The following is a 26,717-nucleotide window of genomic DNA, read 5'->3' as shown; positions in this document are numbered from 1 at the left end:
CTGACAACTGATTCAAACTTAGAAAAATAATCCAGGTAATTACATCATGCCAGCACTATTTCCTAATCCAATCAATGCCCCGGGCAATCCTCCCCAAAATCAAGGCGCACCGGGCAACCAACCTCCCCAAAATCAAGGCGCACCGGGCAACCAACCTCCCCAAAATCAAGGCGCACCGGGCAATCCTCCAGGGCAAAATCAAGCAGCAGTAGGCAACCAACCTCCCCAAAATCAAGGCGCACCGGGCAATCCTCCAGGGCAAAATCAAGGCGCACAACTTACGAATTCTGCTTTACCTCCCCAAAACCAAACTCCACCCCCTCCGCCAGCTAACAGTATTAGCACCACAGCAGGAAACGACAATATTACCGGAGATAGTTTAGATAACTTTATCTTAGGCAGTAGCGGCACAGATACCATAACTGGAGGATTAGGCACGGATACAATTAGCTATCTTTCCCTGGGCAGCGGCATTACCATTGAGGCTAAAGGTATTGTAGATAAAGGCGCAGCAGGTACAGATACCCTGCAAAATATAGAACAAATAATTGCTCCTTTAGGACAGATTAATACCATCGATGCTTCTACAGGTAGCGGCACAGCTTCTATTAATGTGGATTTGTCGCAGAATCGTTTGGCGGTTAACAATCTACCGGGTATCAGCACTCTGAATTTTACTGTAGAGAATTTTGTTAATGTCACAGGAACTCCGAATGTAGATGTCCTTACCGGAAACATCCAAAACAATTCTTTAGTTGGAGGAGATGGTAACGATACACTCTCAGGTTTGCGCGGCAATGATACCCTGATTGGAGTAAATCCATCAAGTGCTACACCGGGAAGCAATGAAACGGATGTGCTGATTGGCGGTCGAGGTAGAGATGTTTTTGTTCTCGGTGATGCCGCAATTAGCTACTATCAGGGAACAGGAGTTGCACTGATTCAGGATTTCCAACAGGGAATCGATCGCATTCAGTTACGTGGGAGTCTCTCTGACTACAATATTGTTGGTAACTCCATCAATTTGGCTGGTACATCTGACCAAATTGCTGTAATTCAAGGCGGCTTTACTCCTGATAGTTTCCTGTTTGTCTAATATCAATTCCGGCTGCAATCATTAGGATACCGAGGACACGGCAGTGCCGTGTCCTAATTTATTCTTCCTACTTATTCCTTCGCGATCAGAGCGCTTATGCGCCACTTCGCTAACGCACCTCGAAGCGTTTCAATCAAACCAATTATTCCTGCCGGAAATAAGTAAAAGCCCTAATTTTCTGCAAATACCGATCGCTCTTTAATCCAATCGAGTAAAATAGGATTGACCAATTCCGGGGCTTCATCTTGCGGGCAGTGCCCCACTCCCTCCAAAGGAATAAACTTTTCAACAGCCGGAAACTTTGCCAATTCTCGCCCCAATGCGATCGGCTCCCAAGGGTCGTCCGTACCCCACAAAATCAAAGCAGGACAGCTCAAACGCGGCAACAAATCCTCCGGTAGCGGCCCTTGAGAATAACTGATAAATGCTACAAATACTTCGACTGCGCCGCTGTCTTTGGCAGGTTCCAGCAGCATATTTACCAGTTCATCGCTGACAGCTTCAGGACGGCGATATGCTTGCAAAAGCACTTTTTTTACTGTTTTTGGCGTTGCTAATTGTTTAAAAAATAATTGACTTATCCACTTGACATTTAAAACTTTTTGTGCGATTGGCGCTCCCAAACTGCGATACCAAGGCAATTCGGCGCGTTTGCGATCGTGCAGCAAGCGTAGGGAACAATTGAGTAAAATTACGCCAGAAGCAATGTCGGGAAAATCCACTGCAGCTTGCATAATTGCCACGCAGCCGATCGAATTTCCCACCAAAAAAGCCGGCCCGCCCGCAACTTCCCGACAAAAATCAGCAATTAGCTGTCCCCAAGTTTCAAAAGTATAGTCAATCTCAAGTTTGGGCGCGGGTTTAGCAGAACCGCCAAAACCGATGAGGTCGATCGCATAACAGCGGCAATCAGCAGCCAGCGCCGGCAAATTCTTGCGCCAGTGGCCCCAAGACGCACCAAAACCGTGGACAAACACCACCGCAGGCCCCTGGGAACCCGCAGCCTGGTAGCAAATGGGAAAGCCTTTCCACAGCCAAGTTTGAGGCGAAATAAGTGTTGACAAAGTGGGAGTAGAAGATGTCATGCGATTTTAGATTTTAGATTTTAGATTTTAGATTTTAGATGAATGCAAGGCTGCAAAGAACTCAAGTCAATACTAAAAACCGTATCGCAATTCGAGGCAACCGCTAGGACATAAATCCCAAACATCCCTTCCCTCCTCCCTCTGTGCCCTCTGTGCCCTCTGCGGTTAATTCCTCTTCCTTCTGACTTTGCAGTTAGAGCCGATATTATGTCACGATTAAACCTGCTGACTTCTTTGCTGTATTAAAATTTCCCTTATGCCAACGATCGTTTCCACTGCTGTCGTACCGTTTCTGGGGTCAGAAATTGTACCAGACTACGACACCGCCAAAGTAGTAATTTTGCCAATTCCCTACGAAGCTACCACCACTTACCGCCGGGGGTGCGAAAACGGGCCGGCCAAACTTCTAGAAGCTTCTCATCAACTCGAGTGCTACGACGAAGAATTGGATTCGGAAGTTTGCTACGATGTCGGAATTTATACACAAGAGCCGATCGCCGATACCCGCAACCGCCAACCAGTTTCATCCTCAGAAATGCTGCGAGTCACCCAAGCAGCAGTGCATCAGCTAGTTACCGAAAATAAATTTGTCATCTCCCTCGGAGGCGAACACAGCATCACTGCAGGCGTTGTCGAAGGTTATCGCCAAGCATACCCAAACGAACCTTTCACAGTCGTGCAAATCGATGCCCACGGCGACTTGCGACACGAATACGAAGGTTCCATTCACAACCACGCCTGCGTGATGCGGCGTATTGTCGATATGGGCTTACCCACACTGCAAATCGGGATTCGCGCTATCTGCAAGGAAGAAGCAGACTTGATTAAAGCAAAACAGCTAAACGTGATTCGAGCTAGGGAAATCGCTACTCAACCGGATTGGGCCGATCGGGCAATTGCCAGCATCACAACTAAGCGAGTATTTTTGACGATCGACTTAGACGGCATCGATCCGACTTTAATTCCAGGAGTGGGAACACCCGAACCGGGCGGGTTAAATTGGTATTCCCTCACCGCATTTTTGCGCCGCATCTTCGAGTCCTACGAAGTAATCGGGTGTGACATTATGGAATTAGCACCTATTGTAGATTCTGTCGTCTCAGAATTTACCGCCGCCAAATTAGCATACAAACTTATTGGATACCAAGCTCTGGCTCAAGGTTGGCTAAAGCCAGACGAGGAATAAATCGCGAAGTACGAATCACAATAGGCTGTTGGCAAGGCTAGAATTAAGCTAAAGCCAAACAACAGCCAATTTTATTCGTGCTGACAGTTTCATCTTTCATGCTGGCAAATACTGCTCTTCACCTCCTGAAAACATGAGTTTACTAATCGATACAACCGGTACTCCCATTAACGGCTACGCTCCCGATTTTGAACTGCCGGGAGTTGACGACGAAGTTCACCATTTAGCTCGATATTTAGAAAAATTTCGGGCGATAGCGGTCATATTTATGTGCAATCATTGCCCTTACGTGCAGTTGTATCTCACTCGTATGAAAGAACTTCAAGCAGATTTTCAAGATCGAGATGTTACTTTAATCGGGATTAATGCTAATGATGCAAACCAGTATCCCGACGACAGTTTTGAAAACATGAAAATTTTTGCAGCCAACAATCAACTCAACTTCCCTTACATCCGAGATGTTGCTCAAGATGTTGCTGAAAGTTTTGGGGCTTCTAAAACGCCGGAGGTTTTTTTGTTAGACCAAGACGGCAAACTGCGCTATAAAGGTTTAATTGACGACAACGCTGACGATCCGGCGGCGGTGCAGGTTTCTTATCTGCGGAGTGCGATCGACCAATTGCTCAACAGTCAACCCGTTGAGCCTTCAACTACAGAGGCAATAGGCTGTTCTATCAAATGGCGATCGTAGTCATTAGTCATTAGTTGAAAGGTGCGTCTGTTGTGAGATTGTTGGTTTGTATCGAAAATAATAGTAACTGACGCACCCTACTTCATTATGGTAGGGTGCGTCAGGTTTTACATTCTCAATTTGCACGAAAAGTCGAGTCCTGACGCACCATTTATCGGAAGCTGCTGTAAGCTAGACTTCTCGATCGCCCTATGAAAAATTAGAACATAGCCCTATGAAAACAAAACGCATCCTTAACTTAATTGTAGTAGCCGTCGTGGCACTGACACTACTAATTACTTGCAACTTGTTTCAAAGCATTCCTCCAGTCATAGCACAGCAGCAAACATCCTTAACAGTATCCGCCGCTATCAGCCTCTCACCAGCTTTACAAGAACTCAAAACAGTTTATCAGACCAGAAATCCCAACGTTACTATTACTTATAATTTTGGTGCTTCCGGCGCTCTCGCACAGCAAATTCAGCAAGGAGCACCGGTAGATGTATTTTTCAGCGCCGCTACCAGGCAAATGAACGATTTGCAGCAATCTAACCTGCTGATTAACGAGACGCGCCGCAATTTGCTGACAAATCGCCTGGTTTTGATTACTCCCAACAACGGTGTTGCTTTGAGCGATTTTAAAGAGTTGACAGATGCCAGAATCAAGAAAATTGCGATCGGCGAACCGAAAAGCGTACCTGTGGGGCAATACGCTCAAGAAATGCTAACTAAGCTTGGATTGTGGCAGCAACTCCAGCCAAAATTAGTGCTAGGAAATAACGTCCGCCAAGTGCTGACATTTGTTGAAAGCGGTAACGTTGAGGCTGGTATAGTTTACACGACTGATGCCAAAGCATCGGACAAAGTAACTGTGCGGCTAACGGCTGCTGAAAATTTACACTCGCCCATTGTTTATCCGCTGGCAGTTATCAGAAACAGCCGCAATCCGGCTGCTGCGAAAGCGTTTGTTGACTTTTTGGCGGGCGATCGGGCTAAAATAGTATTTCAGAAATATGGATTTGGCATAGTTCGATAACTAACTAATTCGGGATTTTTTACCGCTGATGAAAGCAGATAAGCGCTGATTAACGCGGATGTATTTATAGATGGAATTTGATATTTCTCCGCTCTGGATATCTCTAAAATCCTCCGCTATTGCGACATTTATCACCTTTTTCATGGGAATAGCCGCCGCCCGGTGGATGCTTTCAACTCGCATCAGAAGTAAAGCTTTGATTGAAGGCATTTTCATTTCTCCCTTAGTTTTGCCGCCGACAGTAGTGGGATTTTTGCTGCTGCTGCTGTTTGGGAGAAATGGGCCGATCGGGCAATTTTTGCTACAATTCGACTTAACTATAATTTTCACTTGGCAAGCCGCCGCCATTACTGCCACAGTTGTATCCTTTCCCCTCATGTACAAAACTGCTTTGGGAGCTTTTGAGCAAATTGATGCCAATCTTCTCAATGCAGCCCGCACTTTGGGAGCATCGGAGTGGCAAGTTTTTTGGCGCATTATGTTGCCGCTAGCATGGCCGGGAATTTTAGCAGGAACTATTCTCGCATTTGCTCGCGCTTTGGGTGAATTTGGCGCGACGTTGATGTTAGCGGGGAATATTCCCGGACAAACTCAAACTATCCCGATGGCAATTTATTTTGCTGTGGAAGCAGGGGATATGAGGCAAGCTGCTATTTGGGTTTTGATTATTCTTAGTCTTTCTTTGAGCGTGCTAACTGCTGTTAATTTTTGGACTGATTTACAAAAGAGATCGCCCAAACCGAATTCGAGCCAAAGACTGCAATCAAATCTTCCTAAAGTCGCGTCTACTTTCACCACAAAACCCCAAAAACAACAACCGAAACGCGGACTTTGTTTAAGCATTTTTAAACCTCTCTCCAGCTTTGCCTTGGATGTCGGCTTCGATATCGGCCCGGAAGTGCTGGGAATTTTGGGCGCGTCGGGTTCCGGCAAAAGCATGACTCTGCGCTGCATCGCTGGTTTGGAAACTCCCAGGAGCGGTAAAATTGCAGTCAATGGCAGGGTTTTATTTGACTCAGCACAAGCCATTAATGTACCTTCTAAAGACCGCCGCATCGGTTTTTTGTTTCAAAACTATGCTTTATTTCCTCACCTGACTGTTGCTCAAAATATTGCGTTTGGTTTGCAGCATTTATCTGAAAGCGAGCAAAAACTTCGGGTAAAAGAACAACTAATTTCGGTGCAAATGTCGGGACTGGAAAACCGCTACCCGCACGAACTTTCGGGGGGCCAACAGCAGCGGGTGGCTTTGGCGAGGGCGATCGCCCCTTCTCCCGATTTGCTGCTGTTAGACGAACCGTTTTCTGCTTTGGATACTCACTTACGCAGTCAACTGGAACGCGAGTTAATGCAGACTCTGGCTAATTATCGCGGCATTACTTTGTTTGTCAGCCACAATTTAGAGGAAGTTTACCGGGTGTGCAAAAATCTGTTGGTGTTGGCCGAGGGAAGACCGATCGCCTTTGATACAAAACAGAACATTTTCGATCGCCCTGGCAATTTCACTGTCGCCCAGTTGACGGGCTGCAAGAATTTCTCAGCAGCTAAACCGATCTCCGTAACTCTCGTGGAGGCGATCGACTGGGGCTGTACTCTGACTGTAGTCGAACCAATTCCCAAATCTCTAGTTTCTGTGGGAATTCGGGCTCATCAACTGAGTTTTGTTAGCGGGTGCGATCGAGAAAATACTTTTGCTTGTTGGATGGCCTCAACTGTTGAAACTCCGCACCGGGTGACATTATATCTCAAATTGCACTCGCCTCCCAATGATTCCCAAGATTATCACTTACAAGCCGAAGTTTTCAAGGAAAAGTGGAGGGCTATTAAGGACAATCCTTTTCCCTGGTATGTTCATTTCGAGCCAATTAGGTTAATATTAATGGAAGCCTGAGTTAACTAGCTATATACCGTTAACCGTCAACACTCAACAGTTAACCGTCAACACTCAACAGCTAAATACATCTTAACCCCACCTCTAATCATGACTGAAAAAGTTAAAAAAACCGACGCTGAATGGCAACAACAACTCACGCCAGAACAGTTTAAAGTCACCCGCAAAAAAGGAACAGAAAGAGCTTTTAGCGGCGAATATCACGACAACAAAAAACCAGGAACTTATAAGTGTATTTGCTGCGGCACTGAGCTATTTAAATCAGAAACAAAGTACGATTCCGGTACCGGTTGGCCGAGTTTCTACGCTCCCGTTAGCGAAGAAAATGTCAAGTGCGAGTCGGATAACACCTTGTTCATGCGCCGAACAGAGGTACTGTGCGCTGTTTGCGACGCTCATCTCGGTCACGTATTTAACGACGGGCCCAAACCTACTGGTCAACGTTACTGCATGAATTCTGCAGCTCTTAATTTCGTCCCCAAAGATTAAATTTAGTCTACCGTTCTCAGTCAAGTGTTCTGGAACAGGCTTTTGGGTCTGTTCTGGGTAATTGATGTTCAAAATGCACCCGTACTGCTATCTTATGGTGGAGGCAAAAAGAGTAAAAAAATAGTGGCGGCATGGGGATGGTTTATCAGCGAGTTTTGCTGAAGCTCAGCGGTGAAGCGCTGATGGGCAGCTTGGGCTACGGCATCGATCCGGTAGTCGTTCAGTCGATCGCCCAGGAAGTGGCCAAAGTCGTGTCCCAAGGCATTCAAATCGCGATTGTTGTCGGTGGCGGCAACATTTTTCGCGGGGTGAAAGCTGCTTCGGCAGGGATGGATCGGGCAACGGCTGATTATGTGGGCATGATTGCTACGGTGATGAATGCTATCACTTTGCAGGATGCCCTGGAACAAGCAGGAGTGCCAACGAGGGTGCAATCGGCGATCGCCATGCAAGAAGTAGCTGAACCCTACATCCGGCGGCGGGCAATTCGCCACCTCGAAAAAAAACGAGTAGTGATTTTTGGTGCCGGTTCTGGCAACCCTTTTTTTACTACTGATACTACAGCCGCTTTGCGGGCGGCTGAAATTGATGCAGAGGTGATTTTTAAAGCTACTAAGGTAGATGGGGTGTACGATTCCGACCCCCACCTCAACCCCAACGCGCGCAGGTATCAAACCCTCACCTATGCCCACGTCTTGAATCAAGATTTGCGGGTGATGGACAGTACGGCGATCGCCCTTTGCAAAGAAAATAATATTCCTATTATGGTATTTGACCTCTCGGTGTCGGGCAACATCTACCGAGCTGTAATGGGAGAATCTATTGGAACTCTTGTCGGAGGTTTTTGTGAAGTTAGCTGACGCAGAAGATCATATGCAAAAGGCAGTTGAGGCTACTCAACGGTCTTTTAATACTATTCGGACGGGACGGGCCAACGCCTCTCTCCTCGATCGAGTCATGGTAGACTACTACGGCTCTCCAACTCCGATCAAATCCCTTGCCAACATCGGCACCCCGGATGCGACTACGATTACCATTCAACCGTTCGATCGTACAGCGCTCAACTCGATCGAAAAAGCAATTTCCCTGTCCGATGTAGGACTCGTTCCCAACAACGACGGTTCAGTTATTCGCTTGAACATTCCGCCGCTGACGAGCGACAGACGCCAAGAATTTGTCAAGATGGCCGGGAAGTTTGCTGAAGAAGGTAAAGTTGCAATTCGCAATATCCGCCGCGATGCCGTTGACTCAATTCGCAAGCAGGAAAAAAGCAGCGATATCTCTAAAGATGAATCCCGGGACTTGCAAGATAAAATTCAAAAGCTGACGGACAAGTACATTGGCAAAATAGAAGAAGTTCTGGCAGCGAAAGAGAAAGATATCACGACTGTTTAGGGAATCGGAAATTTGGCAGGGGGAATAGGAATAGTTTTGAGGTTGCCGAGAACCGGCCGCGAACAACGAGCAGACGCTTAATGATTTGTGAGTTCTGAGTTAAAAACTCAAGATTTAACACTCATTAACTTACCAATTCCTCCTGTCCCATGACCAATCACCCATTACCAGCTACCCATTACCCAAAATGTTTGATTGCATTATTGTCGGTGCAGACCCGGCAGGAAGCACAGCAGCTTATCGCCTAGCAAAGCAGGGACGTTCTGTAGCAAAATTCTCTGCTGGCCGGAGACACAGCCACTCTCGCCGACCCCCTGTCCGGTGAGGTAATTTGTCCTGCCATTGTTAGCGGATTTAAGGCTGCTGAGGCGCTCGATCTAGCTCGGGCAGGTGCCGACAACGCTAAGGAGCCGTACACTCAATCGATCGCCCAAGAATGCAACACTGATATGGTTTGGGTCAGTCGCTTGGCCAGAGCCTTTTATCAGTTTACAGGAGCTGCTTATAGAGCGGGCGTCCAATTTCCGAGGCCTACTCAGTTGATGAGCAAAACTTTCTGTGGCGAACTGCTTGATGCCGCTCTCGCTAACCGCGCTTTTAAAAAGCTGATGCCGTGTTGGAAGGAAGGAAGAGGGAATAATAAATATTCTTACATCCCCATTGCTTGTTCTTGATTTCCAATTCTTAATCGTTAACTTAAAAATAGGCATTACGCACTATTCGTCAGAAAGCCAGTTGATTCCTAGATTTTTCGTTCCTTAACCCGATTTTTTCCAATAAACTCGCTTCAAAAGCGTAAATGCTATTTTAAATAAAGTCGATACGAGGATTTGTTAATACAAGCCCCGCGCTGCTTATAGAATCAATCTCAAATACTCTTGGAGGCAAAAAGTGGTTTTACACGTTACTAAGAGCGCGGTAAGGTGCTTGAGGCCGAGCTTAAATAATTACATTCTACTTACATCCTGTAAAATATAAAATCTCAAATCTAATGATAATTTATTTTTATAAAGTAGAGGAGCCTTACGGCTGCTTTTCTAATTTTTCACTACACGACATTTCTCTGCACGGTCAATATTGGTTGACTGTGGAACATTACTATCAAGCTCAAAAATTTGTCAGCACTGATAAAAGATTAGTGGCGGCGATTCAAGCCGTAGCAACTCCTCAAGAAGCCGCTAAATTAGGTCGCGATCCCAACCACCGGATTCGCGCTGATTGGGAAGCCGTGAAAATTCCCATTATGCGCGAAGCAGTTTTAACTAAGTTTCTCACTCATACAGACATTCAAGCGATTCTCCTCGCCACAGGGGATCGAGTGATTGTTGAGGATTCGCCAACGGATTACTACTGGGGGTGTGGCTGCGATCGAACCGGTCAAAATAATTTGGGTAAAATTCTGATGAGCGTGCGCCAAGAAATTAGTCAGCGCCTTGCGCGCTGATAGAGAGTCAAATTCTTTCGTTAATTATCATTATATGAAGTTATACAACAAATGTCAAGTTATCCTAACAATGAATAATTCTTATAGTGAGAGTTTAAGATTGCGAGAAATTTATAAGAGCCTTAAAATAATAATTATTATTTGCTTAACTCGCTCTGCCTGTTGAAGGCAAGGATTAAACCGGTGCGATCGCAGATTTTACTTACGCCAGTGCGCCAGAGGCGATACACCGTCGCCTCTCAACAGTGCGCTACCCATTAATTGTACAGATCGGTTGACTCAAAAACTCAGGGTGAGGCATTTGAGTTTGCTCGCGACCGCAGCACCTCAAAACTTCTTACGATCATTGTATTAAGTACAAAAGGAGATTTATGCAACTCAGAGAAAATACGCAAGAATTACATTATAAATTAGACAGAGAAGTTTTGATACGGCGAATAACAGAACGCATTCGCCAATCTCTAGAATTAGAAGATATTTTAACCAGTACGGTAGCAGAAGTGCGGTCTTTTTTGAAAACAGATCGCATTATGATTTATAGGTTTAGTGCCGACGGAAGTGGAGAAGTTGTCGCTGAGTCAATTAATAACAACCGTCTCCCTTCATTGAAAGGACTGCACTTTCCAGCAGACGACATTCCCGCGAGCGCCAGGGAGATGTATGTCGCTTTGCGCCAGCGGACAATAATAGATGTTAACTCAGGAACGATCGTCACGAGTCCCCTAGATGCTGCAGAGACCGGTCAACCTTTAGTAAAGGAAGAGATGCACTACCGATCGCTCGATCCTTGCCACACAGCTTACCTGATGGCAATGGGAGTGCAATCTTCTTTAGTCGTGCCGATTTTGCACCGCAGGATCGCGTCGGAAAACAGCAAAACAGATATTTGCGAGGCGGCTACGTGTCTGACTCGATACGAACCAGGAAATAATCAAAAAATTCACATCGAACTGTGGGGACTTTTAGTGTCTCACCACTCTGCGACCCTCAATATTTCACCAGCAGATTTAGAAGTAGTTCAGCTCGTATCAGATCAATTGTCTAGCGCTATAGCCCACGCGCTCCTCCTGCAGCAAACCCGCTCTCAAGCCGCCCGCGAAGCTACCGTGAGCCGCATAGCAGGCCTGTTGTACGGTCACGTCAACATTCAACTGCAGCAAGGTTTAGAAGCCACCGTCACCGCTTTGGGTGGCAGCGGTGGCAGACTCTATCTCAACCTGCCGAAAATCAACGGTGAAAAGTTATCCGCTCCCCAGATTGAGGGAGGATTGCCAACTGCTCCCGCCCACAGTAATGCTACGTTTGAACTGTTCACCACAGGAGAACAACCGACACTTCCCAATTGGGAAAAAGTTAAGGCTATCGAAGCTCATCCCCTCTGGCAGGAATGGCTAACCAAAGGATTTAAAAATAGTGAAGAACTTCCCAAAATTTCAACTTTTACTAAGGGTCAATTCCCAGTTTTGATAATTATTGACTTATACAAAGAACCTCTATTTAGAGTTTTAATTCCCGCTTTCCAATCTACGAAAATTAGGGGTTTGCTGGTAATTCCCCTCCACTATCAACAACAAGTAGTCGGCTGTTTGACCATTTTTCGCAATGCAATAGATACCGAAAAGATGTGGGCGGGGCGGTTTGACAGCAGCGTGGCACAAACCCTTCCCAGACAATCCTTTGAACTCTGGCGAGAAATAAAAAAAGGTCAGTCGCCCGAGTGGAAGTACGATGAAATTGAGCAAGCTTTAGCTATAGGCAGCCAATTTTGTTCGGCAATTGGGCAGTACGTTCTTTATAAAGAAGTGCAAACCCTGAATGCCAACTTGGAGCGCCAAGTTCAAGAACGCACCGCTCAATTGCAACAATCCTTGGACTTTGCCAAAGTATTGACGCGAGTTAGAGACCAGATTCGCAGCACCTTAGATTTAAAAATCATACTGCAAACTATTGTGCGAGAAGTCAGAGTTTTGTTGGATACCGATCGCACGGTAATCTACCAATTTGCAGCAGATAAACAGGGCGAGGTAGTTGTCGAAGCTGTTTGCGGCCAGTGGCGGTCGATTTTAGGTATCACATCTCCACAAGAATGCTTTCCCGAAGGCTCAGACTGCTTTTATGGAGCCGGACGGGTGCGAGCAATTAATGATATTTATACTGAGGATTTAACACCCTGTCACCGCGAATTTTTGGAAGAGTTGCAGGTGAGAGGAAGTTTAATTGTGCCGATGAGAGGCAAAGATTCCCAATTGTGGGGGTTGTTGATTGCCCATCAGTGTTCGGGGCCGAGAGTTTGGCAAACAGCAGAACAGGAATTGGTGCAACATTTAGCTGCTCAAGCTGCGATAGCCATTCACCAAGCAGAACTTTATCAACAAAGTCTCAATGCAGCAACTGCCGATCGATTAAAAGCCGAACAGCTAGCTAAAACAGTCACAGAACTGCACAATACCCAAGCCCAACTGATTCAAACCGAAAAAATGTCCAGTCTCGGACAACTTCTGGCCGGAGTCGCCCACGAAATCAATAACCCCGTTAACTTTATCTACGGCAATCTGTCCCACGCCAGCGAATACACCAAAGATTTGCTCTGCTTGGTGGAACTCTACCGCCAGCACTACCCCAATCCCAACCCAGAAATTAGCGAGTGCTCCGAAGCAATCGACATCGAATTTCTTGCCGAAGATTTGCCAAAAATTTTGGGTTCCATGACAGTCGGAGTTGAGCGAATCCGCCAGTTAGTTGTATCTTTGCGTAATTTTTCCAGGACGGATCAAGCCGAGAAAAAAGCCGTTGACATTCACGAGGGCATCGACAGTACCCTGTTGATTTTGCAGCACCGGATCAAAGCCAATTCCGATCGCAACACCGTAGAAATTATTAAAGAATACGCCAATTTACCCTTAATAGAATGCTATGCCAGCTCGCTCAATCAAGTATTTATGAATCTGATCGGTAATGCCCTTGACGCCCTAGAAATGGGAAAAAAAGATCTAGGGATGAATCTTCCCTTGAAAGCGACAAGTGCAGCGGCAACACATTTAAGCTCACAAATACTGCCTATCGAGTCAGGAGATATAAATGCGACCACCGAGTGTTTGATTCCTGATTTTCCATCCCCTTGCATCCGGATTCGCACTGAATTAATCAATGAAAAAACGGTAGGAATTTGCATTGCCGACAATGGTCACGGCATCCCACAAGAGTTAATCTCTCACATATTTAATCCGTTTTTTACTACTAAACCCGTAGGTCGGGGCACGGGTTTAGGACTGTCTATCAGTTACCAAATTGTAGTTGAGAAACACCAAGGCGTACTAAAGTGTGTTTCTGTACCCGGTCATGGTACAGAGTTCTGGATCGAGATTCCCCTGAATTAGGTAGAACAACCTAAAAAACTCACCACCCAGAGTCCCGACTTCTTTAATAAGTCGGGACTATAACATCGGGCATCAAGAAATTATTTTCTCTTCATCGCAGAGAGAGATAATTCGATTCACAAAAGCTTTTAGCTCTGGACAAGCTTGAATCGCAATCATCAGATCGTTGTTTTTCAAAATAGCCATTCCATCAATCACTTTGTTATAGTCTTTTCCGCGTTTTCCAGAGCTAAAAATCTCCTTAATCCAATAGTAAGGTGGCTTTTGATGATTCACTGTTTCAGGCGAACCGCTAGGAGCAGAAAGGTTGTGTTTCGCTAGCTTCTGGATAGTTGTCCAGTAGGGAAGAAGCCATGCTTCAAAATCATGTGATGCTGTGTGAGGATAGAATTTTGGGTTTTTACCTACCCATGTCCTCATTTTCTCTTTAGCATCATTGGCGTCTTTAAAGTCCGGTTTTCCGGTATAAACGTCTGTAAGTGCAATTACAGCATCATAGCCATCATTATCGAGGAGAGTTTCAACTATTTTCTTGAGTTTCCCTTCCTTGGGAATTCCACCATGTTGTGGTTTAAAGTCTAGTCTGGGCATTTTTTGCTCTAAACGACTTTGCAGAAACTCATGAAGCTTCTTTCTAAATGCCATTTCAGTAGCACCTTCAACCAAAATAGCAATTCTCATGGACGGCCACCCATCACATTCATTTCCCAAACCTGGTCAAGACTGTAATCTTCTAACCATTTATCCAGGTTAAAAGTGTCACCCCACCTCATTTTTGCCTCCCCTTCTTCCAAATCGCAGACCAAAATCTCGCTTGGATCGAGAAATCTGATGAGTCTATCTGAGTGTGTGGCAACTATCAGTTGAGTGTGTTTTGAAGCTTCTCTCATTAGATAAACTAAGTGTCTTAAGAGTTCCGGGTGTAGGCTAACTTCGGGTTCATCTAGCAACGTAATAGTTGTTAAAGTTTGACTTTGCAGGAGCGCAACTAACCAGAGGAAGCGCAGCGTTCCTTCTGATAGCTCATGGACATAGAAAGGCTGAGGAAAATTCCTATCTGTCCAAGTCATAGACATAGTTCCTGCGGCAACCGGAGGAAAGTTTAATCGCTCGAAATCTGGAAAGGCAGCAGAAATGATATTTTCAACCATTTCAAAACTGTCTCGATCGGTTTCCCGAAGGTCATAAAGACAGGAAACCAGGTTTTCACCGCTTGCTCCAGGCAACTTTGCAGGGCGCATTGCTTGAGGTAGACGAATTGGACTTTTCTCTGAAACATCGAGTGCTCCATAATATGTGCAAGAAGCAAGGCTCTTTCTCAGGTTCTCTGGTTCGCGATACATTTTAGGAACTTGAGAAAGGGATGTTTCAAGAGGATTGTGATCCCAACTCGGTCTCACAAATCCTCTGCTTTCTTCTTGAGAATATTTAATATCCAAACCTTGTGATTCAATATACTTGAATGGTTCAGCTCTGTGGGGATTTCTCTGCTGTGTTAAAGATTCGTCTCTAACTTCATAAGATAAACCTTTAGGTGACAATGTTAAGCTGTACTTCAAAGGTTGTTCCTTTGGCACTTGCATTGAAATTTCAATTTCAAGTTCTTGTACTTTACCTCTGGTCAAAATTTCATTTAAGCCACCTTTAAGTTGCAATAAATTCTGTAAATTTCCACTTGCTGAAGCGGCTAGTATTGAAAGAACATCTAAAAAAGAAGTTTTTCCGGCTCCGTTTGCACCAATCATGACGATGAGATTTCTCATCTCAAGCTCAATATTTTGAAGACGCCGAAAACCCCTTACTGATATATTTTCAAATCTATTCATATTCTGTCCTTAAATAGTGAAACTAGCCTAGACACATATATTGAGACTAGGCTAAGTATATCTGCCTTAGATACTTTAGAGGTTTAGTAAAGCCAGATGGGTGTATGAAACGGTCTGCATCCCTTGGGTTGACGCAGCATGAAAAGTCGTTGGAGCAGACCGATGTCGTTCACAAGCCTTTAAGGCAAGATTAGCTTCACCAGCACAGAACCGATCGAGCCGAGAAGACTCATAAAGTTGCCACCGCCGCCCGTGCGGGGTTCCGTAGGCTTTTGACGCGCAACAATGGCTTCGGCTAACTGCTTTGACAAATCCTGACCTTGGGGATTTCCTTGAGCTGCAAAGAGTTTGTTTGCTCGATCGGCGTCTTGAGTCGCGCCGGTGAAGTCTCCCAAGTCAGCGCGAGACATACTGCGCGCAAAATAAACGGCTGCTAAATCCGATTTCAGATTCAGCGCTTGATTGTAATAATCAATGGCGTTTCTGTAGTTTCCTGCTTGAGCTTCCAGCACTCCCAAGCGGTAGAAGTCTTCAGCGGTGCCTATATTGGTTGGCATTCCTCTAACTCCGAGCAGTTGCGCGTTATTTAAATTGGCGCCTTGCAAATTGGCGTCGCTGAGATAGGCACTTCTCAAGTCAGCACCGCTGAGGTTAGCTCCGCTGAGGTTTGCCCCTGTCAGGTTGACGCCAAACAGGCTGGTGCCGCTGAGGTTCGCACCGCTGAGGTCAGCCCCGGTCAGGTTGGCTCGGCTGAGGTTAGCCAACCTCAAGTCAGCACCTTTGAGATTGGCTCCTGTTAAATTGGCTAAAACCAAGCCTGCACTGCTGAGTTCGCAGTTGGGGCACTGTCGGGTGGCGAGTAATTGTTGCGTGTGTTGGATGTTCTCGGCGGGTGCAGGAGCGATCGGGGCGATCGAGCTCAGCAGCGTTACAGCAGCGAGGATTCTGAGTTTCATTTTAACCGTCCAAAATCCAAAATATTAAATCTAAAATAGCTTTTCTCGAAGCAATTGAAAATCACCATAACACAAGTTCACCCAACAAATCTTTTGACTCGCCCTATCTAGGAGTTCTGTACGCCATCAGCACCCTACATTGAAGTTCTCGGCCTTACCTGAGTGTCAAATAAACACTTCGCTGCCAATAAATTAGGGTAATGAAAACTTCATTACCCTTTAGCCGCTGTTCTCGGCAACCATAAAAATTAACAAATAAATTAGTCGTGAATCGTGCCGTCGGGCATCGTTGTACCCTTAAGATATACTCCGCTCAGGTTAACTTTTGTAAGGTTTGCTCCCAACAGGTTTGCTCCGCTTAAGTCTGACGCACTTAAAATCGCTTCAGTCAAGTCTGCCCTAATTAAACTCGCCCCCATTAAGTCGGCTCCGCTAAGGTCTACTTTGCTCAAGTTTGCGCCAATTAAATCGCATTCTGTGAGCACCGCCCTACGCAAGTTTACCCCGTAAAGATTTACTCCGTGCAAGTCTGCACGGCTAAGTGTGGCGCGAGATATGTTGGCTCCAATTAAAGTTGCTTGGATCAGGGAAGCTCCGCTCAAGTCTGCTTTGCTGAGGTTTGCTCCCATCAACTCAGCTCGATTCAGGTTAGCTTCAACTAAAAGTGCTTCTGTGAGGTCCGCTCCACCTAAGTCTGCTCTTCTCAAATTAATTTTGCACAAATTGGCTTTGCCAAAGTTGACTCTGTTGAGTTTCGCTTTGCTGAGATTGGCTCCAATCAGGTCGGCTTCATACAGATTGGCTCCAATCAATTCTGCTTCGTAGAGGTAGACCTCGTGCAGGTAGACCCCGCTAAAATTTCTTTCTCCTATTGCGTATAGCTTGAGCAGTTCGTCAACGTTCATTGTGGCTTCTCTACACCTTTTAAATGAAGAATACTGTCAGCAAGCTGGTTGCACCGGATGTTCTGCAATTTTAGATTCTGAAATATTCACACCCAGCCTGAAACTTCCCTCAATATGCAAGGTTTGAGTACAAATTAGATGGTTTGGTGAGGGTGAAGCACAAAGCTGCATTATTTTTCCCATTGGGAAAAAAATAATATTTAAAAATTTTAACAGCAAGTTTGAGCGCACTTCGTAACTAAATCCCCAAGATTCTACGTGGAAACTCCGCTCAAACCCATAACTTTTTGTGGGTAGTTGAGCTTACTGAGTAGCAATGTGACCAAGATCACAAGGCACTGTTAGTACGATCACATAGAAACCACCCTTTCGATCACAGCAGGCGGGCAAAAATAGCCGATACTTATACTGTAATGCTGAGAAATTGACAATGCCACTCTCGTCGTGTTTTACTCAATTGGCGATAAAGCCAGTAGTTTCACAGATACTTGCCCGCCGCAAGAAAGTCGGTGGCAACGTCACTCGGCGCTACCCGCTCTGACCGATGAGAGTGCTGATATCTAAGGATTTTTCGCAAAGCGAATGCCAAAAATGCACTTCGGGGAATAGGGGAATGTCTGTATAAAAATGCGATCGCTGGTGTACAGACATTCGCTTGTTTGCTAGCACCTAATGACTAAAAATCGCTCATACGTTCGCAAAAAATACCAATAAATACCAGGAAAACCATGATAGATGTTTAACAATAAGAGAATAAATGGTATTCCTTAAGAGTCACCTACTGCCGCTAATGTTGTCGATCGGTTAACGGCTATCAGTATTAGCAATGACGCTTGTCCATCAAATACAAAACTGACCCAGAAACCGGGTTTTTTACAAAAAAAATCGTTGCAACCTTGCTCCAGGTTAAAATAATCCGGTTTCTGAGCGTCCCAGTGCCTCCAGGAAGGAAAAAGTTTAATGAGAACGATCACTTTTGTATTGCTTCAGGGCAAACAAAAGGTCAGCATTTAGGATAGGAGCAGCTTTTGCTCCCTTGTCAAAAAAATGTATTGTAGAACGCGAATCGTGAGGTAATTGATATGGCTGGAGTATGTAAACTTAGCATCACAGAGACAAGTGAAGAGCTAAAAAACCTGTTAACTGAACAAAAAACGGCAAGCGGCTTTCAAAAAATTCAAGCACTTTACCTGTTCAAAATTTGTCATGTTAAAACAGTTAAAGAATTGGCAATGACAATCGGGGTCAATCGAATTACAGTGCAGCGGTGGCTGAGAAAGTACCGCTCTGACGGACTCGAAGGACTCCTCGAAACAAAGCACAGCGGCGGCCGCAAGCCGGCCATTCCTCCTCTGGCCCGCGCTAGTTTGGCAATGCGCCTCAGCGATCCCCAGAAAGGCTTTAAAAGCTATGGAGAAATTCAAGAATGGTTGCAGCAGGAATACAGCATTGAAGCTTCTTATAAAGCGGTTTATGCAACAGTCAGATACCACCTCAAAGCCAAGCTGACGAAAGTCTAGACAGTTCATAACACGTCGGATTAATCACCGCTCATCTAATGGTTTGCAATCAGCCTTTGAAGATTTGGAGGACTTGCGCAGTCACGACCAACCAGACTCATTCTTTTTTAACAAAACTCGCTCTCATAAACTGCAGAGCATCTAAATTATGTGTTGTGGCAATGAGGATGAGGGGGAGAAAATTTGATTTTTTTCCCACGTTTTTGAAAGATGCTTAGCTTAAAAAAGGAGGCATAAATCATAGCTTGCAACTTTTGTCTAATTTGCAGGTTTTGTTATATGGATGTAAAAATTGGCAGAGGCTAAGGTAAAAACCGATCCAAAGCCGCTTTCAACTCTTCGATTTCCGTATCGATATTGCCTTCTTTAGCAGCTCTGGCAATGCACTCAGTTAAATGTTCGTCAAGAATGATTCTCGCCACGCGATCGAGCGCGCCTCGAACCGCAGCAACTTGCACGAGAACTTCTGGACAGGGACGGTTTTCTTGTACCATTGTTTTAATGCCGCGGACGTGTCCCTCAATCCGAGACAAGCGATTTACCAGCCGCCGCATCGATTCTTCATCGTGATGGTGAGGGTGGGCTGATTTATCGTCGTGATGGTGGTGGGAATTTGAGGGCAAGGATTTGTCAGTAGAAGTATCAGATAGAATCATTGGGGTTACGAAGGAAATTTAAAAGTTAGAATTCAGAATATGTTGAGTTGGTGCGGGCTGGTGACTCATGTATTGTAACTGTCAAAATATATTTAGGATCTTCATAGTGGCAGATTATTGAGTCCACACGATCGCACACGTTTACCAGACTAACCCAGACTAACAAAGATTGACGCTATGCGACTATTTAAGTTTTTTCGCCCCGCACCTCGAACTGGTGCTCGTTGGTTCGCACTAATTTTAGGAATGACGATCGCCCTGAGTGCTTTAACAATCAATGCTGCACCCGCTGCCGCCGTTGATGGCAGCAATCCGCCCAACTTACAGTTCCAGAATTCCACAGCCACCGCTGCGAATCCGCAACTGTTAGCGCTGCGGAGTCCTGAACTCCCAGGGGATACCGGCAGTTTTGTGACGGCGGCTGTCGATCGAGTTGGGCCGGCAGTTGTCCGCATTGATACCGAGCGCACTGTCAGTCGCAACCTTGACCCCTTAATGGAAGACCCCTTCTTCCGTAGATTTTTGGGAGAAGATTTACGCAGCATGACCCCCAGACAAGAACACTTACGCGGTCAAGGTTCCGGCTTCATCATTGACAAAAGCGGGATTGTTTTAACCAACGCTCACGTAGTTGACAAAGCCGATCGAGTGACTGTCACCTTAAACGACGGCAGGACATTTCCAGGAGAAGTGCAAGGTACTGACGAAGTAACAGATTTGGCTGTTGTCAAAATTAATACTAAGCAATTAGACTTGCCGACTGCCACCTTGGGAGATTCCGACGCGGTGAAAGTGGGAGATTGGGCGATCGCCGTGGGGAACCCCCTGGGATTTGACAACACCGTCACCTTGGGCATTATCAGCACCCTCAAACGCTCCAGTGCAGCCGTCGGCATTCCCGACAAGCGGCTCGATTTCATTCAAACCGACGCCGCCATCAATCCCGGCAATTCCGGCGGCCCGCTGTTAAACAGCAGAGGAGAAGTGATTGGCATCAACACGGCGATTCGAGCTGATGCAATGGGTATAGGCTTTGCGATTCCGATCGACAAAGCTAAGGCCATCTACGCGCAGTTAGCCAAGGGAGAACAAGTCAGCCATCCGTTTTTGGGAATTCAGATGATTGCTTTGACTCCTGAAATGGCCAGAGAGAATAATTCTGACCCCAATGCTCCTTTGATTGTCCCGGAAGTTAAGGGAGTGTTAGTAATGCGAGTTGTGCCCAACACCCCTGCTGAGAAAGCAGGCCTTCGCAAAGGCGATGTGATAGTTCAAATTGACGGTGAGGGAGTGACTGAGGCCGAACAGTTGCAAAGTTTGGTGGACAACAGCGAAATCGGTCAAATTCTGAAACTGAAAGTGCGCCGCGGTTCCCAGATTAAAGAAGTAGCCGTTCAAACTGCTCAACTTATGGATTTTTAAAAGTGAAGGGGAAGGGGGGAAACTGTTAAAAACCACATAAAGTTTGTAGTGAGGATTTTAGTCAAATCTTAATATTTTTAGGTAAGCTTTTGTGCAATTAAATTGTATGTTGAGTGCGGGCTCTCCTGCCCACCTCACAAGAGTAAAAAACTCTTTTACCATGCAATTTAAAGCACAGCTTAATAGCGACTAAAATCCTCACTACAAACCAGTTTTATTATTGGTGATTTATATGACACGTGTTCAACTTGCCTATCCCAAAATTCCCGATAGTAAAAATTGCCCTAATGAACAATGTATAGCTTTTGAGAAATACGATGGCAATAATTTGCATTGGGTTTGGGAAGTTGAACTTGGTTGGTATGCTTTTGGTACGCGCCGCAATAGATTTGATTTGGATGAGATGGGAATTGCAGAATTTAATGCTGCACATCCAGGTTTAGAAGCAGCACCGGAAATATTTAAAAGAGACTTGGCTAGTCCCTTAGAGTCTATATTTCGAGAGAACGAACAGTATCACTGCGCTGAAATTACTGTGTTTACAGAGTTTTTTGGTGCTAACTCGTTTGCCGGAATGCACCAAAAGGACGATCGCAAACAACTGGTGATTTTTGATGTGGAAACCGAGGGCGGTATGGTTGTTCCCGATCGGTTTATTCAAGATTTTGGTAAATTAAATATTGCGCGAGTGATTTATCGCGGCAAACTGACGGGGAAGTTTATGGATGATATTCGCCAGGGGAAATACGGTGTGGATGAAGGTGTTGTGTGCAAGGGAGGCAGCAATGGTAATAATCTGTGGATGGTGAAGATTAAGACTGATGCATATATGCAGAGATTGCAGGAAGCTTTTAAGGATGATTGGGAAAAATACTGGGAGTAATATCAAACTTATAGATCAACTGTCACAAGCCAAAGTGGAAGATATCGGCAATCCCCTTGGGTTGACAATACCGTTGCGTAAGTCATGAGGAATTAAAGTATATTGGTCATATCAATAGACAGCCAATAAAAAACTCAAGGAAAATTTAGTTATGACATCTGTGCAGCTTGAAAAAAAAGCCATGACTGAAGAAGATGTGGCAAAGTTATGGGAAGCCTTCAAAGTATTTGACGCGGACGGGAGCGGTGCTATTTCATCAGAAGAACTGGGTCAAGTGATGCGATCGCTAGGCCAGAGTCCTAACGAAACCGAGCTGCGCGACATGATCAAAGAAGTGGACGTAGACTTGTCGGGCAGTATCGATTTTGATGAATTCAAAATGCTGATGGTGTCCCAGCAGGGCGATCGCCAGAGTCGTCTCAAACTGGCATTTAGTGTATTTGATGAAAACGGTAGCGGTCAAATCACCAGAGACGAGCTGCACGGCGTGATGAGCCAATTTGGGCTGACAGACCAAGAACTCGATGAGATCATCAAAGAGGTAGACCATGACGGCGATGCCTCAATTGACTTTAAGGAATTCTGCAAACTGGTACCGGATGAGTCCGAGATCGCAACAGGATATCAAGACTCGCCGGTTCCGGTTGTCAGTACACAGACAACGGAGATTTCAGACAGTACAGCGGCTGCGATCGCAACTACAGCAACTGCTATCAATGAGGCAGCTTCTGCCACTATTGAACCTAATCTAGAAGAAGCACCCACCGATAGCAATCCAGAAATAGCGCGCCTAAAAGAACTACTCGCCCAACACCCACAAGCTGAGAAGAAGCGCGGTACGTCCCGCTTGCAGATGCAGATTGGTTTGTTTCGTCTGATCCAGGGAGCAGCCTACCGCTGCTTCCGCGAGAGTTTCTCGGCCAACCACGAGACTCACCTGCGCGTGAGAAACTTGCCATACAGAATCGCTGATTTTGTGCAATTTGTCAGATGTGCGATCGGGCTTTATAAAGGATTGGGTGTAGTAGAGTCGGCGTGCAACCCTGTACTGGATGCAGTAGTTAAATCGCTCGAAGATGAATATGCCCGACTGCAAGATCGCATCAAAAACTGGAAGACTATAGAAAAAACTCCAGAAATGTTGGCAGAACAAAAAGCCATGTTGGAGGCGCGGGGTAAGTCTGCAACTGCCAAGGAAAAGTTTGCCGCAGGAGTCGAGTTTGCCATCACCATCAAGAAGAAAAGTCTCAACTTGCGTGACATCGCCGAGGGTGTGCTTGCCATCAACGAACTCAACCGATTGAGAAAAATGGAACTGAGTGAGGAAATGGCACCGCCACCAGCCAAATCTGAGGGAGATCCCAAAGAGTACCTGAAGAAGTGGAACCGCGTCATCCTCTCGGATGCCTCAGAAGAAATCGATGGTGCGATGATGCCAGTCGCCTATTGGTATGAAGACTTTATGCCGAAGCTGCTAGCTGCCTTCAGCGTCAGCACAGCAGCAGACATCCCCTTCAACACGGTGCCTGACGAAGCGGCTTTAAACCAGTGGTACGAAGCCACCAAGGCGTCAGGGGAATTTGGGCGCTATGGGGCGGATGTTGCAGAAGGCTTTCCCAAATGCGCTCCAAAACAGAAGTTGATGCTTCAACAGGCATGGCGCTTGACGCACAACTACCTGAATGGGGTACAGAAACGGCGGGAACGCTTGGAGTTTGGGCGCGAGTCTGGCGAACTCTCGCAATATGTATCGTTCATTGACGTTTATATTGATCGCAGTGAAATAAAGAATTCACAAATGCGCGTCAGCTTCCCTTACTATATTGGCCCTGCGGTGTGGCGTTTCTTCCACACTACGGCTGAAATCGTCTCTACCAAGACCTCCCAACAGCAAAAAAGTCTGGTGGCCGTCTTCAAGGACTTCTTCAAGCTGTTTGCCACTATGTATCCCTGCCCCTACTGCCGCCACCACCTCAACGCCTACGTGGTGCAGAATAAAGAGGTGGAAATGTACCCTGTGGAGTACCTCGTGCTTGGGCGCGATCCGCGTCTGAATAACTTTGAGGTATCAATGGAGGCGAAGTTGTCCACCGTAGTAGATGGCGCTTCCTTGCGCTTATTCTTCTGGAAGCTGCACAATACTGTCTCCTCATCAATTGCGCGATCGGAGGAGTGGTATCACAAGGATGAGAAAGCATTTTATACCACTCGTTATTGGCCCAGCATTGACTCTGAGCTAGCACGAGCCAAAGCCCTCAAACACATTAGCATTGCCACCGATCGGATGTACCGCCTCTACGGTATGCTCAAGCCCGCGGCACGACTGACAGGGGTGAGAGCAACATTGCAAAAGCTGTTGGATAAGAGGGATGAGGAAGGCATCAAGGAGGCGTGCTTAGTTGCCCAAGATTACATCAAGGAGTTGGAGGAGGCGATCGTCACCGGACAATTCCTACAAGAGACATATTACTTTGACCCTGACCTTGTGGATCAAGCTCCAGTCTTTAGTCCTGAAGAAGAGGAGTTTGCTCGCAGCGGTGTGTTCGTAGAGGTTGCTTAGATATCAGTCAGTAAAAAGTTAAGTTTAAAAGCTTAACTTTTTACCCCTTCAAAATTTCGAGAGAACGAACAGTATGACTGTGCTGAAATTACTGTGTTTACAGAGTTTTTGGGTGCTAATTCGTTGGCCGGAATGCACAAAAAGGGCGATCGCAAACAACTGGTGCTTTTTGATGTGGAAACTGAGGGCGGTATGGTTGTTCCCGATCGATTTATTCAGGATTTTGGTAAATTAAATATTGCGCGAGTGATTTATCGCGGCAAACTGACGGGCAAGTTTATGGATGACCTTCGCAAGGGGAAATACGGTGTGGATGAAGGTGTTGTGTGCAAGGGAGGCCGCACTTCTAATAATCTGTGGATGGTGAAGATTAAGACTGATGCGTATATGCAGAGATTACGGGAAGCTTTTAAGGAGGATTGGGCAAATTACTGGGAGTAATATCAAATCTGAAGAGTAACTTTTATCGGCTAGTTTTGTAATATGGTGCGTTGCAGCCAGGTAAGTATAGATTGGATCGGGTGGGGGTGTTGAGTTGAGAAAGTGGGAATGATGGGATGGGGTGAGTCGGTGATGAGGCAGATTGTAGCGTCAAAGCGTGTGAGGGCATCCAGAAAAGTTTGGCTAAAACCTTGGGTAGCGGCGATCGCGTTTTCGTAGAAAATGAGGATGGGGCGTTTCTCCCAGTCTAAGAGTCGAGAGTAAATTTCCAGGTCGGTGAGGTTGGATTGACCGACTTGAGTGTAGAGAACGCAGTCTGGATTAGCACAGGCTAGGCTTTCTAGGGGAGGACAATGAGTGCTTGACATCTTTGCTGAGATTGTGCTATACCCCTACATAAGGTTCTGAGCAGACGTTCAGCGCCGGTTTTTTAGGTAGCGGGTTGTGCCCACTACACAAGTAAAAAAATGAAAGAGACTTTTGAATTCTCTCTTCCGCTAGAAGAGTTTCGTTCGCAGCCCGTTCCTGTTCAAGGTCTTGACAGGAAGGCTGTTGTGCTTTCAGACTGTTTCGTTGATGTTAATTCTCTTCCTGGTGAATTGCGGGAATGGCTTGAGGTTAATCCAAGGATTCCAAAGTTTACCAGCAAAAACAAGCTAGCCGGAACTGTAGCTAAAGCGATTGTCAAGACGCTGCAAGAAGAACCTGAGAGGTTTGCCCTAAAGAATCAAGGAATCTATATCAGTGTGGATTCGGCTATACACCAAAAGCAGCCTGGTGGCAATGGGCTATTGACTCTAATTCTGACTGATAAGAAGCGCCACGGGGTCATAAATGGAGGACACACTCTCAGGGCTATCCTCGAAGCGAGCGAAGCGCGAGACAGCAGTTCCTCTGCAAGTGCTGCCTATGTACGCCTTCATATCTATCAGCTTAAAGATGAAGTTGATATTGACATGATTGCAGACATGGCAGAGGGGTTAAACCGCAGCCTTCAAGTTGACGATCCTAGCCTAGAAAACCTGAAAGGCTCCTTTGATCAGATCAAGGAAGTCTTGAAGGATAAGCGCGGGGCCGATCAAATCGCATATCAACAAGGTCATACTGGCAATGTAGATGTTGTTGAAGTCCTGACTCTGTGCAGTTTGTTCAATCTCAACAAGTATCCTAACCGACGCACACATCCTTATGGGTTGTTTGGACATCGAAAGGCAGTTCTTGATACCTTTCTAGATGACATTAACAGTTCTGATTCTGCATTTGGGAGGATTTTGCCCAAACTGCATGAGATTCTGGCATTTTCTGAACGGGTACAACAGTTTTTGGCTCCAGACTTGGGCAGAATCAAAAAAAGCAATCGCCCGAAGGACAAGCGGATTGGTTCCGAGATCAACAAGCGAGACGGCTATTTCATCTCAGGGGAATTAGCAGAACTGCCTTTGGGATTTACGTACCCCCTTGTTGCATCTTTCAGGGCAAATGTTTGTCCTGAAGCATGGAAAAATGGACAATTTGAATGGCTTGAAGATCCAGAGAGTTTGTTGAAAGAGTACGGTAAGGAGCTAGCTGCTGTTGTTAAACAGGAGTATTCCGATAATAAGGGAAAACCTGCGGAGGTTGGACGCAAGGAAGCTGCTTATCGTGGTTGCTACAACATCATTACTATTGCCTTAGCAGAGCGTGGTAAGTGGCAACCGCAAGCTGGTTAAGCCTTTTTAGCCCTTCTACTCATTGGAAGCCCTGATAAAATCAGGGCTTTTCTTTGAATAAAGACTAGGCGTTAAACGAGGAGAAATACTTACAACCCACATTCCGCAGATATTTAAGCAGAGAGAAAGGAAGATAGATTCGGCAACACAAAACCCCCAAACGATTGCTG

At 45.8% G+C, this 26,717-nt stretch carries 25 protein-coding genes; 17 read left to right on the top strand and 8 right to left on the bottom strand.

Going from position 1 to position 26,717, the window contains the following annotated elements:
- Positions 1–46: 46 nt before the first annotated feature.
- The gene (locus QUA53_RS21890) at positions 47–1,096 is read left to right on the top strand and encodes a M10 family metallopeptidase C-terminal domain-containing protein (protein WP_333099780.1); all 1,050 of its coding nucleotides are present in this window, start codon (positions 47–49) and stop codon (positions 1,094–1,096) included.
- 170 nt (positions 1,097–1,266) lie between these two features.
- Here QUA53_RS21890 and QUA53_RS21885 read toward each other — a convergent pair whose 3' ends face one another.
- A complete protein-coding gene (locus tag QUA53_RS21885; protein WP_333099781.1) occupies positions 1,267–2,181 on the bottom strand; it encodes an alpha/beta fold hydrolase in 915 nt (304 codons plus the stop codon).
- A gap of 256 nt (positions 2,182–2,437) precedes the next feature.
- Between QUA53_RS21885 and speB the strand changes: the two genes are divergently transcribed.
- From speB to QUA53_RS21840, 10 genes are all read left to right on the top strand, one after another.
- Entirely contained in the window at positions 2,438–3,367 is a 930-nt protein-coding gene (gene speB, locus QUA53_RS21880; RefSeq protein WP_333099782.1) for an agmatinase, read from the top strand.
- 133 nt (positions 3,368–3,500) lie between these two features.
- The gene (locus QUA53_RS21875) at positions 3,501–4,058 is read left to right on the top strand and encodes a thioredoxin family protein (RefSeq protein WP_333099784.1); all 558 of its coding nucleotides are present in this window, start codon (positions 3,501–3,503) and stop codon (positions 4,056–4,058) included.
- 214 nt (positions 4,059–4,272) lie between these two features.
- Positions 4,273–5,073, top strand: a complete 801-nt coding sequence (modA, locus tag QUA53_RS21870; protein ID WP_333099785.1) for a molybdate ABC transporter substrate-binding protein — start codon at positions 4,273–4,275, stop codon at positions 5,071–5,073.
- A 70-nt stretch (positions 5,074–5,143) separates the two neighbouring features.
- Positions 5,144–6,964 carry a molybdate ABC transporter permease subunit gene (gene modB, locus QUA53_RS21865; protein WP_333099786.1) on the top strand — a complete coding sequence of 607 codons (1,821 nt, stop codon included), beginning with the start codon at positions 5,144–5,146 and terminating at the stop codon, positions 6,962–6,964.
- 90 nt (positions 6,965–7,054) lie between these two features.
- Positions 7,055–7,453, top strand: a complete 399-nt coding sequence (gene msrB, locus QUA53_RS21860; protein ID WP_333099787.1) for a peptide-methionine (R)-S-oxide reductase MsrB — start codon at positions 7,055–7,057, stop codon at positions 7,451–7,453.
- Positions 7,454–7,584: 131 nt separating this feature from the next.
- Entirely contained in the window at positions 7,585–8,313 is a 729-nt protein-coding gene (pyrH, locus tag QUA53_RS21855; protein ID WP_071884014.1) for a UMP kinase, read from the top strand.
- The gene (frr, locus tag QUA53_RS21850; RefSeq protein WP_333034638.1) at positions 8,300–8,848 is read left to right on the top strand and encodes a ribosome recycling factor; all 549 of its coding nucleotides are present in this window, start codon (positions 8,300–8,302) and stop codon (positions 8,846–8,848) included. The genes pyrH and frr overlap by 14 nt, the downstream gene beginning before the upstream one ends.
- A gap of 187 nt (positions 8,849–9,035) precedes the next feature.
- Entirely contained in the window at positions 9,036–9,173 is a 138-nt protein-coding gene (locus tag QUA53_RS29320; protein ID WP_445304977.1) for an NAD(P)-binding protein, read from the top strand.
- 666 nt (positions 9,174–9,839) lie between these two features.
- Positions 9,840–10,292, top strand: coding sequence for an NADAR family protein (locus QUA53_RS21845; RefSeq protein WP_333076366.1), 453 nt, complete (start codon positions 9,840–9,842; stop codon positions 10,290–10,292).
- Between the two features lie 371 nt (positions 10,293–10,663).
- A complete protein-coding gene (locus QUA53_RS21840) occupies positions 10,664–13,669 on the top strand; it encodes a GAF domain-containing protein (protein WP_333099788.1) in 3,006 nt (1,001 codons plus the stop codon).
- A 72-nt stretch (positions 13,670–13,741) separates the two neighbouring features.
- Here the strand turns inward: QUA53_RS21840 and QUA53_RS21835 are convergent, their stop codons facing one another.
- The 5 genes from QUA53_RS21835 to QUA53_RS21815 all read right to left on the bottom strand — a co-directional run bounded on the left by QUA53_RS21835 (position 13,742) and on the right by QUA53_RS21815 (position 18,007).
- Positions 13,742–14,350, bottom strand: coding sequence for a DUF4276 family protein (locus tag QUA53_RS21835; protein WP_333099789.1), 609 nt, complete (start codon positions 14,348–14,350; stop codon positions 13,742–13,744).
- The gene (locus QUA53_RS21830; protein ID WP_333099790.1) at positions 14,347–15,495 is read right to left on the bottom strand and encodes an AAA family ATPase; all 1,149 of its coding nucleotides are present in this window, start codon (positions 15,493–15,495) and stop codon (positions 14,347–14,349) included. The genes QUA53_RS21835 and QUA53_RS21830 overlap by 4 nt, the downstream gene beginning before the upstream one ends.
- A gap of 179 nt (positions 15,496–15,674) precedes the next feature.
- The gene (locus QUA53_RS21825; RefSeq protein ID WP_333099791.1) at positions 15,675–16,451 is read right to left on the bottom strand and encodes a pentapeptide repeat-containing protein; all 777 of its coding nucleotides are present in this window, start codon (positions 16,449–16,451) and stop codon (positions 15,675–15,677) included.
- A gap of 260 nt (positions 16,452–16,711) precedes the next feature.
- Positions 16,712–17,356, bottom strand: a complete 645-nt coding sequence (locus QUA53_RS21820; protein ID WP_190734746.1) for a pentapeptide repeat-containing protein — start codon at positions 17,354–17,356, stop codon at positions 16,712–16,714.
- Positions 17,357–17,884: 528 nt separating this feature from the next.
- On the bottom strand, positions 17,885–18,007 hold the full coding sequence (locus QUA53_RS21815) for a hypothetical protein (protein WP_333099792.1): 123 nt from the start codon (positions 18,005–18,007) through the stop codon (positions 17,885–17,887).
- 431 nt (positions 18,008–18,438) lie between these two features.
- On the opposite strand from QUA53_RS21815, the gene QUA53_RS21810 reads away from it, so the two are divergent.
- On the top strand, positions 18,439–18,876 hold the full coding sequence (locus QUA53_RS21810) for a helix-turn-helix domain-containing protein (protein WP_333056815.1): 438 nt from the start codon (positions 18,439–18,441) through the stop codon (positions 18,874–18,876).
- Positions 18,877–19,178: 302 nt separating this feature from the next.
- Here QUA53_RS21810 and QUA53_RS21805 read toward each other — a convergent pair whose 3' ends face one another.
- A complete protein-coding gene (locus QUA53_RS21805) occupies positions 19,179–19,532 on the bottom strand; it encodes a metal-sensing transcriptional repressor (RefSeq protein ID WP_242723064.1) in 354 nt (117 codons plus the stop codon).
- A gap of 177 nt (positions 19,533–19,709) precedes the next feature.
- Between QUA53_RS21805 and QUA53_RS21800 the strand changes: the two genes are divergently transcribed.
- The 4 genes from QUA53_RS21800 to QUA53_RS21785 all read left to right on the top strand — a co-directional run bounded on the left by QUA53_RS21800 (position 19,710) and on the right by QUA53_RS21785 (position 24,838).
- The gene (locus QUA53_RS21800) at positions 19,710–20,954 is read left to right on the top strand and encodes an HhoA/HhoB/HtrA family serine endopeptidase (protein WP_333099793.1); all 1,245 of its coding nucleotides are present in this window, start codon (positions 19,710–19,712) and stop codon (positions 20,952–20,954) included.
- Between the two features lie 232 nt (positions 20,955–21,186).
- A complete protein-coding gene (locus QUA53_RS21795) occupies positions 21,187–21,837 on the top strand; it encodes an RNA ligase family protein (protein WP_333099794.1) in 651 nt (216 codons plus the stop codon).
- A gap of 151 nt (positions 21,838–21,988) precedes the next feature.
- The gene (locus QUA53_RS21790; RefSeq protein ID WP_333099796.1) at positions 21,989–24,397 is read left to right on the top strand and encodes an EF-hand domain-containing protein; all 2,409 of its coding nucleotides are present in this window, start codon (positions 21,989–21,991) and stop codon (positions 24,395–24,397) included.
- A 93-nt stretch (positions 24,398–24,490) separates the two neighbouring features.
- Positions 24,491–24,838, top strand: coding sequence for a hypothetical protein (locus QUA53_RS21785; protein ID WP_333099798.1), 348 nt, complete (start codon positions 24,491–24,493; stop codon positions 24,836–24,838).
- Between the two features lie 29 nt (positions 24,839–24,867).
- Here QUA53_RS21785 and QUA53_RS21780 read toward each other — a convergent pair whose 3' ends face one another.
- Entirely contained in the window at positions 24,868–25,206 is a 339-nt protein-coding gene (locus QUA53_RS21780) for an NACHT C-terminal alpha/beta 1 domain-containing protein (protein ID WP_333099799.1), read from the bottom strand.
- Positions 25,207–25,305: 99 nt separating this feature from the next.
- Here QUA53_RS21780 and QUA53_RS21775 point away from each other — a divergent pair, with 99 nt between their 5' ends.
- Complete coding sequence (locus QUA53_RS21775; RefSeq protein WP_333099800.1) at positions 25,306–26,547, top strand: AIPR family protein; 1,242 nt, start codon at positions 25,306–25,308, stop codon at positions 26,545–26,547.
- Positions 26,548–26,717 lie beyond the last annotated feature (170 nt).

Origin of the sequence: Microcoleus sp. Pol12B3 (genome assembly GCF_036701355.1) — a bacterium.
Taxonomy (GTDB): domain Bacteria; phylum Cyanobacteriota; class Cyanobacteriia; order Cyanobacteriales; family Microcoleaceae; genus Microcoleus.
Note: the sequence above shows the minus strand (reverse complement) of the source record. Positions and strands in the feature narration are given on the sequence as shown.